15 protein-coding genes are annotated in these 14,619 nt (G+C 77.8%); 4 read left to right on the plus strand and 11 right to left on the minus strand.

Translation table 11 applies throughout. From position 1 onward, the window contains the following. Nucleotides 1-58: 58 nt before the first annotated feature. The 4 genes from ACI8AC_RS22105 to ACI8AC_RS22120 form a co-directional block, all read right to left on the minus strand. Nucleotides 59-391 (minus strand): hypothetical protein, encoded by a 333-nt coding sequence (locus ACI8AC_RS22105; protein ID WP_456900000.1) that lies wholly within the window; start codon nt 389-391, stop codon nt 59-61. Between the two features lie 69 nt (nt 392-460). Further along, nucleotides 461-1,291: a DUF6544 family protein gene (locus ACI8AC_RS22110; RefSeq protein ID WP_456900001.1), complete on the minus strand. Its 831-nt coding sequence runs from the start codon at nt 1,289-1,291 to the stop codon at nt 461-463. A gap of 46 nt (nt 1,292-1,337) precedes the next feature. Next, the gene (locus ACI8AC_RS22115) at nt 1,338-1,616 is read right to left on the minus strand and encodes a cupin domain-containing protein (RefSeq protein WP_456900025.1); all 279 of its coding nucleotides are present in this window, start codon (nt 1,614-1,616) and stop codon (nt 1,338-1,340) included. Nucleotides 1,617-1,619: 3 nt separating this feature from the next. Then, nucleotides 1,620-2,840: an RtcB family protein gene (locus ACI8AC_RS22120; RefSeq protein WP_456900002.1), complete on the minus strand. Its 1,221-nt coding sequence runs from the start codon at nt 2,838-2,840 to the stop codon at nt 1,620-1,622. Nucleotides 2,841-2,885: 45 nt separating this feature from the next. On the opposite strand from ACI8AC_RS22120, the gene ACI8AC_RS22125 reads away from it, so the two are divergent. Both ACI8AC_RS22125 and ACI8AC_RS22130 read left to right on the plus strand, forming a co-directional pair. Continuing rightward, on the plus strand, nt 2,886-3,191 hold the full coding sequence (locus tag ACI8AC_RS22125) for a muconolactone Delta-isomerase family protein (protein ID WP_456900003.1): 306 nt from the start codon (nt 2,886-2,888) through the stop codon (nt 3,189-3,191). A gap of 153 nt (nt 3,192-3,344) precedes the next feature. Further along, entirely contained in the window at nt 3,345-3,875 is a 531-nt protein-coding gene (locus ACI8AC_RS22130) for a flavodoxin family protein (RefSeq protein WP_456900004.1), read from the plus strand. Between the two features lie 9 nt (nt 3,876-3,884). Here the strand turns inward: ACI8AC_RS22130 and ACI8AC_RS22135 are convergent, their stop codons facing one another. Together ACI8AC_RS22135 and ACI8AC_RS22140 are read right to left on the minus strand one after the other, a co-directional pair. Next, complete coding sequence (locus tag ACI8AC_RS22135; RefSeq protein WP_456900005.1) at nt 3,885-5,438, minus strand: protein kinase domain-containing protein; 1,554 nt, start codon at nt 5,436-5,438, stop codon at nt 3,885-3,887. Nucleotides 5,439-5,454: 16 nt separating this feature from the next. Continuing rightward, nucleotides 5,455-5,883 carry an ATP-binding protein gene (locus ACI8AC_RS22140; RefSeq protein WP_456900006.1) on the minus strand — a complete coding sequence of 143 codons (429 nt, stop codon included), beginning with the start codon at nt 5,881-5,883 and terminating at the stop codon, nt 5,455-5,457. 71 nt (nt 5,884-5,954) lie between these two features. Here ACI8AC_RS22140 and ACI8AC_RS22145 point away from each other — a divergent pair, with 71 nt between their 5' ends. Both ACI8AC_RS22145 and ACI8AC_RS22150 read left to right on the plus strand, forming a co-directional pair. Beyond that, the gene (locus tag ACI8AC_RS22145; protein WP_456900007.1) at nt 5,955-6,305 is read left to right on the plus strand and encodes an STAS domain-containing protein; all 351 of its coding nucleotides are present in this window, start codon (nt 5,955-5,957) and stop codon (nt 6,303-6,305) included. 11 nt (nt 6,306-6,316) lie between these two features. Next, nucleotides 6,317-8,560 (plus strand): SpoIIE family protein phosphatase, encoded by a 2,244-nt coding sequence (locus tag ACI8AC_RS22150; RefSeq protein ID WP_456900008.1) that lies wholly within the window; start codon nt 6,317-6,319, stop codon nt 8,558-8,560. Nucleotides 8,561-8,578: 18 nt separating this feature from the next. On the opposite strand, the gene ACI8AC_RS22155 is transcribed toward ACI8AC_RS22150, so the two are convergent. From ACI8AC_RS22155 to ACI8AC_RS22175, 5 genes are read right to left on the minus strand one after another with little or no spacing between them, the layout of a single operon-like run. Beyond that, on the minus strand, nt 8,579-10,267 hold the full coding sequence (locus tag ACI8AC_RS22155; protein ID WP_456900009.1) for an FAD-dependent oxidoreductase: 1,689 nt from the start codon (nt 10,265-10,267) through the stop codon (nt 8,579-8,581). Between the two features lie 42 nt (nt 10,268-10,309). Further along, nucleotides 10,310-11,986, minus strand: coding sequence for a GAP1-N2 domain-containing protein (locus ACI8AC_RS22160; RefSeq protein WP_456900010.1), 1,677 nt, complete (start codon nt 11,984-11,986; stop codon nt 10,310-10,312). Further along, nucleotides 11,983-13,146 carry a TRAFAC clade GTPase domain-containing protein gene (locus tag ACI8AC_RS22165; protein WP_456900011.1) on the minus strand — a complete coding sequence of 388 codons (1,164 nt, stop codon included), beginning with the start codon at nt 13,144-13,146 and terminating at the stop codon, nt 11,983-11,985. The genes ACI8AC_RS22160 and ACI8AC_RS22165 overlap by 4 nt, the downstream gene beginning before the upstream one ends. Before the next feature lie 5 nt (nt 13,147-13,151). Continuing rightward, a complete protein-coding gene (locus ACI8AC_RS22170; protein ID WP_158579963.1) occupies nt 13,152-13,289 on the minus strand; it encodes a hypothetical protein in 138 nt (45 codons plus the stop codon). A gap of 22 nt (nt 13,290-13,311) precedes the next feature. After that, on the minus strand, nt 13,312-14,400 hold the full coding sequence (locus ACI8AC_RS22175) for a serine/threonine-protein kinase (RefSeq protein ID WP_456900012.1): 1,089 nt from the start codon (nt 14,398-14,400) through the stop codon (nt 13,312-13,314). Between the last annotated feature and the right edge of the window lie 219 nt (nt 14,401-14,619).

Genomic DNA, 14,619 nt, shown 5'->3' on the forward strand with positions numbered 1-14,619 from the left:
CCCCCCCCCCCCCCCCCCCCCCCCCCCCCCCGCCCCCCCGCACACCGGGACGGCGCGCTCAGAGCTGCAGGGTCGCCGCGGCGAGCAGGTAGGTCGCGGACACGCGCTCCGGGTCGTGCAGGTCCCCGGGGTCCTCCGACGCCGCCCGGGAACGTGCGCGCAGCCTGGCGCCCGGGTCCTCGGCGACGAGATCGGCGCAGAGCCCCGCGATGACCGCACGGGCGTCGTGCGCGTCCAGGTCGTCGAGGACGAGGCCGTCGTGGAGCAGGGTCGCCGCCTCGAGGAGCGCCTCCCGAGCCACCTCGACGTCCACCTCGGGCCGTGCCTGGGCGACTGCCTCCGCAGTGGCCAGGAACCGGTCGAACAGTGCGCCGGCGGTGCTGGGCGGCATGCCCCCGAGCCTCGCAGGACCCCTCGCCCCGGCCAAGCGGATACGCGGCCCCGGCCTCGCGTGCCGTGCTCAGCGGAACGTCACGTCGGTGATCTCGGCGCGGAAGAACTCGCCCTCGGCCTGGCGGTCGGTGCCCCGGTCCCAGCCGGCGCGGACGACCGAGGGCACGGTGACCCCCTGCCAGGTGCGCTCGGCCTCCACCGCGACGCCGAACGGGTACCGCCCGGCCGGCCGGCCGCCCGGGTCGCCCCAGCGCTGCAGCACGAGCTCCCGCAACCCGCCGTCCGGGCCGACCCGGAGGTGCGCGACCTCCTCCCCGGTGCCGTCGTCCCCGGTGCGGTCGCCCCCGGTGTACCGGTGCCCGATCCGGTACGTGGCGGTCACGGTGTCCGGGCCCTCGCCGGCCGACCACACGACGTCCGGGTAGGCGGTGGGCAGCCAGCACAGCCCCTCCCCGGCGAGCCGGCCGGCGGCGCTGCGGGTGACGTCGGGGCCGGTGGCGGTGAGCACCGGCAGCAGGCCGAGCAGCTTCCAGCGCAGCTCGCCGGTGCCGTCGGTGAGCCGGTCGAAGCCGGTGACGGGCAGGCCGGCGAACCGGGCGGTCGCCGCCCAGACGAAGCCGGTGGGCGGGGCGAGCACCTGCCGGGCGGTGAACGGCCGCCACGCCCCGATCCGGATCCGCCCGCGCATGCGCAGCTCGGCCGAGCGCCACAGCGGGGTCCCCGGCGCCACCGCGTGCCGCAGGAGCCGGCGCGCCGGCTCGGGCAGGTCCGCGACCGCGTCGGGGTCGAACCGGTCACCACGGGTCGTGATGCCGGCCAGCCGGGCCCGGTCCCGCCGGGCGGCGCGGGCGGTGCCGGACCGGGGGCGGTCCGGGGAGGTGCGCGGGTGGGCGATCACGGCGCCCAGCCTCCTCCTGCCGCCGGCGGCCCGGCAGCCGTCACGGTCATCCGTCGTCGGAGAAGTCGGAGAAGCGGTACACCACGTCGTCGATCGAGTCGGTCGCGAACGCGTACACGAACCGGAGGGGACCGTCGCCGGTGTTGCGGATGCCGTGCTCGGCGTCGCCGGGGATGAACACGGCCGACCCGGCTGCCACCGGGTGCTCGACGCCGTCCAGGACGACGACCCCGCCGCCCTCGACGAGGTGGTAGACCTCTGCCTGGGTGGGGCGGACGAACGCCCGCTCGAGCCTGATCCGCCCGGGAGCGGATCGCCACGGCAGGCCCTAGTCGCCCTTGACGTTGACCACCTGGCGCAGCGTGTGCCGGACCTCCACCAGGTCCGCGGCGTCGGCCATCACGACCTCGATCGCCTTGTAGGCCTCCGGGTGCTCGTCGAGGAAGGCGTCCGACCGGCCCCACGCGATGCCGGCCATCCGCCGGTCCAGGTCGGCGCGGGTGAACAGCCGCCGGGCCGCGCCCCGGGAGTGGTTGCGCCCGGCGCCGTGCGGGGCCGACATCAGGGCCAGGGGGTGGCCCCGGCCCACGACGACGTAGGAGGCCGCGCCCATCGAGCCGGGGATGAGACCCCACTGGCCCGGGCGCGCGGAGATCGCCCCCTTGCGGGACAGCCACACCTCCCGGCCCAGGTGGGTCTCCCGCGCGGTGTAGTTGTGGTGGCAGGAGACCTCCTGCACCCGCTGCACCTCCGTGCCGAGGAACCGGGAGACCTGCTCGGCGACGCGGTCGACCATCTCGGCCCGGTTGAGCGCGGCGAACCGCTGCGCCCACAGCAGGGCCTCGACGTAGGCGTCGAACTCCGGCGTCCCCTCGACCAGGTAGGCGAGGTCGCGGTCGGGGAGGTGCTCGCCGCGGCAGCGCTCCCGCGCGACCGCGATGTGCTTCGACGCCAGCCGGTTGCCCACCCCGCGCGACCCCGAGTGCAGGAACAGCCACACCCGGTCGGCCTCGTCGAGGGAGACCTCGATGAAGTGGTTACCCGAGCCGAGGGAACCCAGCTGCAGCGGCCAGTTCGGCGCGGCCCCGTCGGCCTGGGCGGCGCCGGGCAGCTCCCGCAGCTCGGCCACCCGCGCGGCCGCGGAGTCGCGCACCCGGCGGTTGTACCGGCCGGCCGACAGCGGCACCGCCCGCGCGATCTGCCGGTGCAGCACGGCCAGGTCCCGGCCGGCGAGGTCGGCAGCGGTGAACCGGGTGCGGACGGCGTCCATGCCGCAGCCGATGTCCACCCCGACCGCCGCGGGGATGACCGCACCGTCGGTGGGGATGACCGAGCCGACGGTGGCGCCCTTGCCCAGGTGCGCGTCCGGCATCAGCGCCACGTGCGGGTGGATGAACGGCATGGACGCCGTCCGCTCGGCCTGCAGGCGGGTGGTCGGTTCGAGGATCGACGCCCAGTTCAGCAGTCGGTCGTTGATCGTCTCCACGGGTGCCCCGTACCCCGCGGACGGCTTGCCCGTGCCCGGGGTCGCGAGCAGGCTGTCGCTCACCCCGTCCGCGGCGGCGCCCGACCGCCCGAGTGCCTGGAGCGCCCCATGCTGTTCCACCTCAGCTTCCGCGTCGAGCACACCCGGCTGGACCGCGACGAGTTCTGGGACGAGTGGGAGCGCGAGACGCAGGCGGCGATCGGTGCGATGGGGGCCGGGGTCATCAAGAGCCTCTACAAGGTCTCGGGGCAGCGCCGGGTCATCGGCATCGTCGACGTCGAGTCGCACGACGAGCTCGACCGGATCGTGATGGGCGCGCTGCCGATGAGCCACCACCTCACGCTGGAGGAGGTCCTGCCGGTCCGGGAGTACGCGGCCTTCGCCGAGGACGTCCGCGCACGCTGGCGGAGCTGACCGGCCGGCCGGCGACGCCACCCGGTGCGGACGCAGGCTCCCCGGGACCCCCACCGGGACCTCCGGCCCGCACCGGAGCGGACCTCGGTCGGCGGCCCCGGGGCGGTACCGCCCCTAGCGTCGGTACCGCCCCCGCTCCGAGAGGAGGACGCCGTGACCCGCGCCCTGGTCGTCTACGAGTCCCTGTTCGGCAACGCCCGCACCATCGCCCGCGCCGTCGCCGACGGCCTGTCCGGGCAGCTGCCCGCCACGGTGGTCGCCGCGGCCGAGGCGCCGACCCGCATCGGGTCGGAGGTCGCCCTGCTCGTGGTCGGCGGGCCCAACCACGCGATGGCGATGCCGCGCCGCGCCACCCGGGAGGGCGCCGTCCGCGACCACCCCGAGCTGCACCTGGCCACGGTGGACGTCGGGCTGCGGGAGTGGCTCGGCGAGCTCTCCCTGGAGGCGCCCGGCCTGGCCGCGGCGGCCTTCGACACCCGCATGGACCACCCGCGGATGCTCGTGCACCTCGACCACGCGTCGCGCACCGAGGAGCGGCTGCTCACCGACCGCGGCTGCCGGCTGGTGGCGCCGGCCGAGCACTTCCGCGTCACCGCGGCCGAGGGGCCGCTGCAGGCCGGGGAGGAGGACCGGGCCCGCGAGTGGGGTGCCGCCCTGGCCCGGGAGGTCGCGCCGGCCCGCTGAGGCGGCCGGTCAGCCGTCCCGGCCGCGGCCGTTGCCGTTGCCCTGGTTGCCCTCGTTCCCGTTGCCGCCGCCCTCGTTCCCGTTCCCGCCGCCCTCGTCGCCGTTGCCGCCGCCCTCGTCGCCGTTGCCGGAGCCGGCGTCCTCCGGGTCCTCGTCGCCGGGCCCGTCCTCGTCGTCCTCGGCGGGAGCCGGCGCCGGGGCGGGCGGCGCCGGGGCGGTGGCGTGGGTGAGCGTGACGGTCGAGCCCGGGGGCAGCTCGCCGGTCGGGTCGACGGCGATCACCTGACCGGTCGGCACGTCCGCCGTCTGCAGGGGACGCCGCTGCACGACCAGCCCCAGCGCGGCCAGCTCGGCCTCGACCTGGTCGACCGGCCGGCCCACCAGCGCGGCACCGGACACGGTCACCGTCTCCGGCGGCGCCGGCGCGGACGTCGACGGGCTGCTCGGCGCCGGCTCGGACGCCGGTTCCCCGCCCTCACCGAGGCCCAGCACGAGGGCCACCGCCAGGGCGGCGACCAGGAACGCCGCCGCCACGGGCAGCAGCCACCGGCGGCGGGCCGGCCGCCCCGGAGGGTCCGCGGGCGCCGGGTCCCCGCTCCCCGGGACCCCGCTCCCCGGGACCGCGGTCACCGGGTCCGCGGCCGCCGGGGGCAGCGGCAGGACCCGGGTGCCGGCGGGGGCGGCCGCGCCGACGGCCGGCAGCTCCCGCGTCGCGTCGTCGGCGGGCGCGGGCCCGTGCCCGGAGCCGGCCGCGGTCAGCGCCCGCAGCAGGGCCGCACCGTCCGGGGGGCGCCGCGCCGGGTCCTTGGCGAGGGTGCGCTGCACGAGGGCGCGCAGCGGGCCGGGGACGTCGGCGGGCAGCGGGTCCGGCTCCCGCTCGAGCTGCTGCAGCACCACCTGGGCCGGGACGGGTCCGTCGAAGGCGCGGCGGCCGGCGAGGCACTCGTAGGCGACCGCGCCGAAGGAGTAGACGTCGCTGGCCGGCGTCGCCGCGGCGCCCCGGAGCAGCTCCGGCGCCAGGTACTGGGCGGTGCCCATGACCTGCCCGGTGCGGGTGACCGGCAGGCTGGCCGCCGACCGGGCGATGCCGAAGTCGGTCAGCTTCACCGTGCCGTCGGTGCGGAGGAGGACGTTGGCCGGCTTGACGTCGCGGTGCACGATCCCGGCGGCGTGCGCGGCGGCCAGCCCGGCGGCGGCCTGCCGCAGCAGGTCGAGCACCCGGTCCGGTGCCGGCCGCCGCTCGCGGGCCAGCAGCGCCGACAGCGGCTCGCCGTCCACCAGCTCCATCACCAGCCAGGCGCGGTGCCGCGAGCCGGTGACCTCCTCGCCGTAGTCGTGCAGCGTGGCGACGTTCGGGTGCACCAGCCCGCCGGCCAGCCGCGCCTCGGCGCGGAAACGGGCGCGGAAGCCGGCCTCGGCGGCGAGCTCCTCGCGCAGCACCTTCACCGCCACCGGCCGGTCGAGCACCAGGTCGCGGGCGCGCCAGACCTCGCCCATGCCGCCGGTGGCGACCAGGGAGTCCAACCGGTAGCGGGCCGCGAGGACCTCTCCCGGGACAGCCATCAGCCGGCGACCACCCTCAGCTCGGGTCGACGAGGCGCAGCGACGGGGTGGGGGAGAGGCGCTTCTCCAGGGTGACCCGGTGCCGGCCGTCGGGGTCGTGCCGGAAGTCCAGCCGGTCGACGAGCGCCTGCATGAGCAGCAGGCCGCGCCCGCCGCCGAGCAGCGGGTCCTCGACCTGCACCGGCGCCGCGGGGTCGAAGCCCTCGCCGTCGTCGCGCACGCTGATCACGCACAGCCGGTCGTCGATGGCCACCTCGACCTCGTACCCGCCGTGGTCGCCGGCGTGCTGGACGACGTTGGCGCAGGCCTCGGTCAGGGCGAGCGTGATCTCGCCCACCACCTCGGAGGAGATGCCCAGGTGCTCCAGGGCCTGCCGGCACAGCCCGCGCACGAACGGCACGCTCCTGCCGTCCACCGGAAGGCGGACGCTGAACCTGATGTCCATGCAGAGCCTGCTTCCCTGAGCGGTGGCAACTACCCTTCCGGGAGGCCAGTGACCACGAGAGGGGACCGGACGTGCTCTTCGACATCGAGCGGACGTCGGTCCTCGGGCGACCAGGGCTGAGGGTACGGGGCGAGCTCGACATCGCCACGGCCCCGCAGCTCACCGACGCCGTGATGTCCCAGCTGTCCCAGGCGCCCCGCTCGCTGGTGATCGACCTCACCCCCACCTCCTTCCTGGACTCCTCCGGCGCCCGGACCCTCGCGTTCGCCGCCCGCCGCGCCCGCGCGGCCGGCACCGCGCTGGAGGTCGTCTGCCCGGCGGCGAACCGGGCGGTGTGGCTGGTCCTCGACCTGCTCGAGCTGCAGGCGGTCGTCCCGATCGTGGAGTCGCCGACGCTGAGCGAACCGGAGGTCGGCCCCTAGGGCCGGCGGCGATGACGACGTCGTCCGCGCAGCCGGTCCCCCCGCCCCCGCCCGCCGTCCCCGGGGCCGACGAGAAGGCGCTGGCCGGCTGCGCCGAGGAGCCCATCGCCGTCCCCGGGGCCGTCCAGCCGCACGGCGCCCTGCTCGCGGCCACCGAGCCCGGGCTCGAGGTCGAGGTCGCCTCCGCCAACGCCGTGGCGCTGCTCGGCCCGGTCCGCGCGCTCCCCGACCTGCTGGCCCCCGACGACCTGCACCGGCTGCGCGCGGCCGCCGAGGCGCAGGGCCCGGACGACCCGGGCGGCGCCGAGCCGCTGCGGCTGCGGGTCGGCGCCGCCGAGTTCGACGTCGTCCTGCACCGCGCCGACGGGCTGCTGGTCACCGAGTGGGAGCCGGTCGCCGGCTCGGAGGAGGCCGGGGCGGCCTGGCACCGCCGGCTCCCGGCCGTGCTGCAGCGGCTCTCGGCGTCCCGCACCCTCGCCGAGCTGACCGACGTGCTGGCCCGCGACGTCCGGCAGCTGACCGGCTTCGACCGCGTGATGGTCTACCGCTTCGACGCCGACTGGAACGGCGAGGTGGTCGCCGAGGCGCGCCGCTCGGACCTCGAGCCGTTCCTCGGGCTGCACTACCCGGCCGGAGACATCCCCGCCCAGGCCCGGGCCCTCTACGCCCGCAACTGGATGCGGCTGATCCCCGACGCGACGTACGCACCGGTGCCGCTGGTCCCCACGCCCACCCCGTCGACCGGGCGGCCGCTGGACCTCTCCGGCGCGGTGCTGCGCAGCGTCTCCCCGGTGCACCTGCAGTACCTGGCGAACATGGGCGTGGTCGCCTCGATGTCGGTGTCGCTGGTCGACCGCGGCCGGCTGTGGGGCCTGGTCTCCTGCCACCACTACGCCGGCCTCCGGCGTCCGTCGCACCCCGACCGGGTCGCCGCGGAGTTCCTCGGCCGGACGGCCTCGCTGCTCCTGCGCACCCTCGAGGAGGCCGGCGACCGGGACGACGTGGTGGGTGTCGCGCAGCGCCAGGCCCAGGTGGTCGCCGCACTCGGGCGGGCCCCGCGGACGGCCGCGCGGGTGCTGACCGAGGGCGAGCCGTCGGTGCTGGACCTGGTGCCGGCCGGCGGCGCCGCGGTGCGCCTGGAGGGCCGCCTCCGCCTGCTCGGGACGACGCCGCCGGCCGACCGGGTGGTGCCGCTGGTCACCGCGCTGCTCGACGCCGGCTGCGAGGTCACCGACGCGCTCGGCCGGGTGCTGCCCGGGGCGGCCGGGCTCGCCGGCACCGCCGCCGGGGTGCTGGCGGTGCCGGTCGGCGGGCGCCGCGGCGACTTCCTGGCCTGGTTCCGCCCCGAGACCCCGCGCGAGGTCACCTGGGGCGGCAACCCGTACAGCACCCCGACGGTGCCCACGCCGACCGGGCCGCGGCTGTCCCCCCGGAGCTCCTTCGCCGCGTGGACCGAGACCGTCCGGGGCACCGCCCGCCCGTGGCGACCGCACGAGGTGGCGGCCGCGCGCGCGGTGGCCGGCCAGGTGGCCGCCGCCTCCCTGGCCCGCGCCGAGGAGGACAACCGGCTGGCCTCGGCCCTGCAGCGCACCCTGCTGCTGGAGGAGCTGCCCAAGGTCCCGGGGGTCGCGCTCGCCGCCCGCTACCGGCCCAGCGCCGACGACGTGGTCGGCGGCGACTGGTACGACCTGGTCCCGCTGCCCAGCGGCCGGCTCTCCGTGGTGCTGGGGGACGTCGCCGGGCACGGCCTGGCCGCTGCCTCGGTGACCGCCCAGCTCCGCCACGCCCTGCGCGCCCACCTGCTGCGCGACCTGGGTCCCGCGGCCGCGCTGGCGGGGCTCAACCAGGTGGTCGCGGCGCTGCTGCCCGGCGAGCTGGCCACCGCCGTGGTCGTCGAGCTGGACCCGGAGACCGGCCGCGTCGTGGTCGCCAACGCCGGGCACCCGCCGGTCCTGCACCTGACCGGTGCCGGCGCGGAGCTGGTGCGCGACGCGCGCGGCCCCGCGCTCGGGCTGCTCGACGACGCCGACTACCGGGCCGGCACGGTGCAGCTGGACGGGGACGACCGGCTGCTGCTCTACAGCGACGGGCTGGTGGAGCGCCGCGGCCGGACGGTCGCCGACGGCCTCGACGCCCTGCGGGCCGCGGCCGTGGCCGGCGGGCGGGACCCGCAGCAGCTGCTGGACGACGTCCTGGCCGCGCTCGACCCGCCGGCCTCCGACGACGTGACCCTGGTCGGTCTCGGCCGGACCTGACCCCGGCCGCCCGACCCGTCAGACGCCGACCCGCGCGGCGTCGGCCGCCTCCCCGAGCTCGGCGAGGTACCGGTGCACGAGCGAGACGACGACGGACCCCTCACCGACGGCCGCCGCGACGCGCTTGACCGATCCCGAGCGGACGTCCCCGACCGCGAAGACGCCGGGTACCGCGGTCTCCAGCAGCTGCCGGGAGCGTTCCCCCTCGCCGGCGGGTGGCAGGTCCGGCCCGGTGCGGACGTAGCCTGCGGGGTCGCGCAGCACCTCCGGGGGGAGCCAGCCGGTGCCCGGGACGGCGCCGATCATCACGAACAGCGCGTCCGCGGCGACCTCGACGTCCCCGGAGCCGGAGCGCAGGGTCAGCCCGGTGAGCCGGCCCTCCCCGTGGCAGGCCGCCACCTCGGTGCCGGTCAGGACCCGGACGGTCGGCAGCGCGTCGAGCTGCCCGACCAGGTAGTGCGACATGCCGGCGGCCAGCGAGCCGGCCCGGACGACCAGGGTCACCCGGGCGGCGGACTCGGCCAGCCGCACGGCCGCCTGACCGGCGGAGTTGCCGCCACCGACGATGAACACCTGCCCTCCGGCCACGCCCGGCAGCTGCACGGTCGGCGAACCGTAGTGCACCCCGCTGCCCACGAGGGCCTCGGTGCCCTCGGCGGGCAGGCGCCGGTAGGAGACGCCCAGGGCGAGGACGACGGTCCGGGCCCGCACCTCGGCGCCCGCGTCCAGCCCGACGACGCACCAGCCCTCCCGCCGGTGCAGGGAGGTCACCCGCTGCGGGATGACCGTCTCCGCGCCCAGACGGCCGGCCTGGATCCCGGCCCGGTGCATGAGCGCGCCGCCGCTGATGCCGCTGGGGAAGCCGAGGTAGTTCTCGATGCGCGAGCTGGTGCCCGCCTGGCCCCCGAAGGCCTCGGCCTCCACGACCAGGGTGTGCAGGCCCTCGGAGGCGCCGTAGACCGCGGTGGCCAGCCCGGCGGGTCCGGCGCCGACGACCACGAGGTCGTAGGTCCCGCGCTCGGGGCGGATCCGGACGCCGAGCCGCTCGGCGATCTCGCGGGGGCCGGGGTCCACGAGCAGCGCCCCGTTGTGCAGGGCCACGACGACCTGCTCCTCCGCCGCCCCGGCGCGCTCGCGGAGGGCGCGGCCCCGCTCCGACCCCGGCTCGAGCCACTCGTGGGGGAGGCCGTTGCGCGTGAGCAGGTCGCGCAGCTCGTTGCCGTGCGCCGACGTGGCCGGGCAGACCAGCGTGACCGTGGCGACCTCGGCCTCGCGGTCGAGCCGCCAGCCCTCGAGGAGGTCGTCGAGCGGCGGGTACAGCCGGTCGGCCGCGGGCCGCCACGGCCGGGGCACCACCGCCTGGGCGACGCCCTCGGCGAGTGCCTCGCCGAGCAGGCGACCCTCGTCGTACTCGGCCGGGTCGCTGACGTACTGCGGGCTCAGCAGCGCCCGGCGCACCGCGGGATGCCGCCGGCGCACCTCCCGGAGCAGGTCGACGCCGGACCCGTCGGGCAGCCGGCTCGCGACGAGGACGACCGCGACGACGCGGGACCGCACCTCCAGGACCCGGAGGCACTCCGCCCCGTCCGCCGCCGCGAGGACCCCGGCGGTGCCGTACCGGGCACCGAGGTCGGTGGCGAGCCCGCGGCCCACCACCGGGTCGCAGACGACGAGGAGCAGTCCCGGGGCGTCGGCCGGATCCGGCATGCCGACCACTCTGCCCGACCCGGGGCGCCCGGCGGAACGGGGTCAGCGCCCGCTCTCGCCCCGGCGCCGGGGACCGCGGCGCCGCCGGTTCCCGGTGTCCTCGCCGCCCGTGCGACCGCGGGCCAGGGCCGCGGCGACGTCCCGCGGCCAGCCGTCGTCGGCCAGCAGCACGGTGAGGTTGCGGGCGAGCACCGCCGCGGCCTCGTCGGCGGGCAGCTCGGCGCCGAGGAGGACCTCCCGCAGCGCCCACCCCCTCCCCGCCGCGCCGCCGGTGGCGACGGTCAGCGCCAGCCGCTCCACCCCGGGGGCGTCGAGCCGCAGCGCCGCCCAGCGCAGCACCTGCGGCAGCCCGGTGGGCGCGAGCACCGGCTCCAGCCGGGACAGCCAGCCGGCGTCGGCCACCAGCAGGTGCCCGAGCAGGGCCGGCCGGCGGTCGGCCGGCGCGGCGGGCCACTGGGCGACCAGCGCGTCACCGACGACCCGCCGCCGGGTGGCCAGCTGGGCCAGCTCCCACAGGTCGTCGGTCAGCTCCAGCAGCGGCAGCTCCACGCCCAGGCTGAGCGTCTGCTCGACCAGCAGCCGCGCCTCGCCGCCCAGGCGGGCCACCCGCCGCCCGCCGGCCACCGCGGAGGCCAGCGCACGGCACAGGTCGCCCTGGGTGAGCGCGGCCAGCTCGACCGCCCGCTCCCCGGGGCCCTCGGCGCCGTCGAGCACCTCGTCGAGCAGCCCGGCGAGGACCTGCTCGCGCACCCGCAGGGCCGCGGCGGCGTCCCGGGCGACCGCCCCCGCCAGCGGGCGCTGGACGTGCGGGTCGTCGGCCAGCTCGAGCGCGGCGACGGTGTTGCGGCCGCGGGCCAGCCAGCGCGGGGCGGCGGTCGAGTCGAGCACGCACCCGACCTGCTCGGGGGTGAGGTCGGCGGCGTCGGCGTCGGCCCACGCGTCGGCGAACAGCCACACGTCCAGCTGGCGGACGTCGGTCAGCGTGTCCGGGGCGAGGTCGCCCTTGCCGGCGGCCTCGAGGAGGGCGCGGGCCCGTTCGGTGTCGGCCGCGGTGGGCCGCCGTCCCGCGGCGGGGGCGGCGTCCAGGCGCACCCGGACCGGCGCCCGGTCGCCGCGGTCGGCGGCCGGGCCCGCGCTCAGCGACACCGGCGCCGCCAGGGTCCGGGGCAGCACGTCGAAGAGCACCGCGGCCACGTCGCGGCCCCCTGGTGTCACCGGGGGGAGGGTCAGCTCGCCCCGGTGACCGGCCAGCGCGGCCAGCAGCCGGGCCAGCGGCGGGGTGAGCGCGTCGACGTCCTCGCCGCTGAGCACCGGGGCGGCGCGCTCGGGCTCGGGCACCGGCAGCGGCGGCAGGTCGGTGGTGGGCTCGGCGTCGGCCGGGAGGGCGTCGAGGAACAACCCGGCCCGGCGCACGGCCAGCAGGTCGCGGGGACCCAGCCGCCCGGCGCCGTCCCACAGCAGGTGGACCAGGTAGTTGCCCTCGCGGCCGAAGCCGTCGGCGGCGGCGGCGACCGTGCGGCTGAGCAGCCGGCCGCCGTCCCGGTGGACGACCCCGAAGGCCTCCCCGCCGCCGGGGCTGCCGGCGACCAGCCCGCCGAGGGCCGCGCGGGTCCGCCCGATCGCGGCCGGCCAGCCCGCGGACACGGCGAAGACGCCGAAGCCCGGGCCCTCGAGGGTGCGCCGGGCGGAGGTGTAGACCGCCTGCGGGCAGGCGGTCACCGGGACCACTCGCGGCGCGCGCCGGTCTCCTCCGGGTCGAGGCCCTCCTCGGCGAGGAAGCCGTGCCGGGCCAGCAGCACCAGCAGCGGCTCGAGGACCCCGACGGGGGCGATGGTGGGGTACCCGCCGTCCCGGGCGTCGGCGCCGGTGGCGCTCACCGCGTGCACGGTCGGCCGGGGCAGCCGGTGCAGCAGCGCGGTGAGCAGGTTGGCCCCGCCGCGCAGCTCCAGGAAGTCGACCAGCCGCGAGCTCGTCGTCCGGACGTCGGCGAACCACGACGACAGCGGGCGCGCGGCCAGGTCGACGTCCCGCAGGGCCTCCTCGGGGAAGTCGGGCAGCGCGCGCAGCTTGTCGGCCTTGGCGAGGACGACCGCGGCCGAGACGTCCGCGACGGGGCTGTCGGGGTGCAGGTTGCGGGCGCTGCGCAGCAGGGCGGCGAGGTTGACCACCATCTGCGTGTGCCGCGACAGGCCCAGGCCCTCCTCCCCGGGGTCGGCCAGGTGCCGCAGGCCCGGGAAGACGCCGGGGGAGACCAGGACGACCAGGGCGCTGGCCGCGTACAGGAACTTGCCGTACTGGCCCATGTCCTCGCTGCGGTACAGCTGCTCCCCCGAGGCGTCGAAGACCACCAGGTTGAGCGCGCGCTCGACCCCGCCCCGGCCGGGCCCGCGCAGCACCAGCACGAACGGCTCGGGGCTGGTGCCCTCACCCAGCAGCGGCAGGGTGAGCGGCAGCTGGCGGCGCTCGACGACCAGCCGGTAGCGGTGCTCGTCGAAGCGGGCGGCGCTGTCCTCCTCCATCTCCACCGAGATGCCCAGCGGCGCCAGCGCGCCCTCGTGCAGCAGGTCGACGAGCACGGTGAGGTAGGTGCTCTTCGAGGCGCCGGTCAGGCCGACCAGGCCGAGCACGACCGTCGGCCGCTCCAGGTAGGCCGGGGGCAGCCGGTGCCCGCGGGGGCAGGTCGGCACCACGTGCGCCGCGGCCGCTCCGGCGGCGTCGCGCGGCGTGGGCTCCGGAGCAGCGTCGGCGCGCAGCGGCTCCAGCCAGCGGGGGAACCGGGAGCGGCGGGTCACCGGCGGCCGGCGCGGCACGCCGGCGGCGTCGCGCCAGACGGCGGCGGTCAGGGGCTCCAGGCAGCGGGGGCAGACGCGGGCACGCATCGCGGTCAGCGGACGAACACGACGAAGAAGAGGACGGCGGCCGCGCAGAAGACCGCCAGCAGGACCCGCCGGCGCTCGCGGAAGCGCTGGCGGCGGGCGTCGAGCCGCTGCTGGGCGAGGGCCCGTTCGTACATGCCGGACACGTGGGTGCTCCTCCAGGGGCTGCTAGACGACGACGTGGAACAGCACAGCCAGGACCAGCCCGACGACGAGGCCCGCGAGCACGGCCAGGGCCAGCGCCGCGGCGTACCCGCTGCGGGTGTCGGCGACCGCCCGCTCCAGCCGGGAGAGCTGGTACCGGCCGGCCTCCACCACCGCGTCGACCGAGCGCAGGTCGCCGAGGGTGGTCCGCGGGTCGGGGATCTGCGAGGCGCCGCCCAGCCAGCGGGTGCGCGCCTCGACCTGCCGGGCCAGCTGGGTCACGGTCGGCCGCCGGGCCGGGTCGAAGCGCAGCGCCTGGGTCACGCTGTCGAGCAGGTTGGGCGGGACGGCGGCCAGCGACAGCCGTCCGGCCCGCAGCGCGAGGAAGTAGTCGGAGTCGGGCAGCTCGTCGTCCGGGTCCACCGGGTGCACCGCGCCCGCGGCGAAGGCGATGACCATGCCCCAGCTGAAGACGTCGCTGGCCTCGGTGAGCACCGCGCCCTGCAGCTGCTCGGGGCTGGCGAACAGCTTGGTGCCGAGCGCGGCGATGCCGGTGGTGGCGGTGCCCGGGACCGGCTCCGGGCCGATGTAGCGGCTGATGCCGAAATCGACCAGCCACACGTCGGAGCCGGCGATGATGATGTTGCCCGGCTTCACGTCGCGGTGGACCACCCCGGCGGCGTGCACGTCGCGCAGCGCGCGCAGCAGGCCGATGGCGATCCGCCGCAGCTCCTCGTCGTTGAGCCCGCCGGAGCGCTGGGCCAGGAATTCGTCCAGCGGCGTCCCCGCGACGTACTCCTGCACGTAGTAGGGGGCCTCGGCGGTGAGGTCCTGGTCGACGATGCGCGCCACCCGCGAGCTCTTCACGAGGGAGGCGTTGGCCACCTCCGTGGCCAGCCGCCGGCGGGCCAGCTCCGGTGCCGCCTCGGGCAACCGCTTGATCACCACGAGCGGGTCGGCGCCGGCCTGGCCGACCAGCACGTCGGCGCCCTGCCCGCCGCGGGGGAGCCGGCACAGCAGCCGGTAGGGGCCGATCTGCCGCGGGTCGCCGTCCTCCAGGGGGTCGACGTGGCGGGTCCCGGCCAGCCCGGCGAGGTCGATGGTCTCGTCCACCTGGGGAGGGCCCTCCTCGTCGTCGGCGCCGGTGGGGACGACGGTAGAGCCCGTTCCTGGGAGCGCCGCTGCCCGCGACGTCGCCGTCCTGCCCGGTCTGCCATCGTCGCCGCCGCGGGCGCCCCCGGACCATCCGGGAACACCCGGAGCCGACCCGGAGTCCGGCGCCCGTCGACCCGCCGTGTGCCCGGGAGGGTGGACCACCCGCCCCGCGGGCGC

The organism is Geodermatophilus sp. SYSU D00758 (assembly GCF_054049955.1).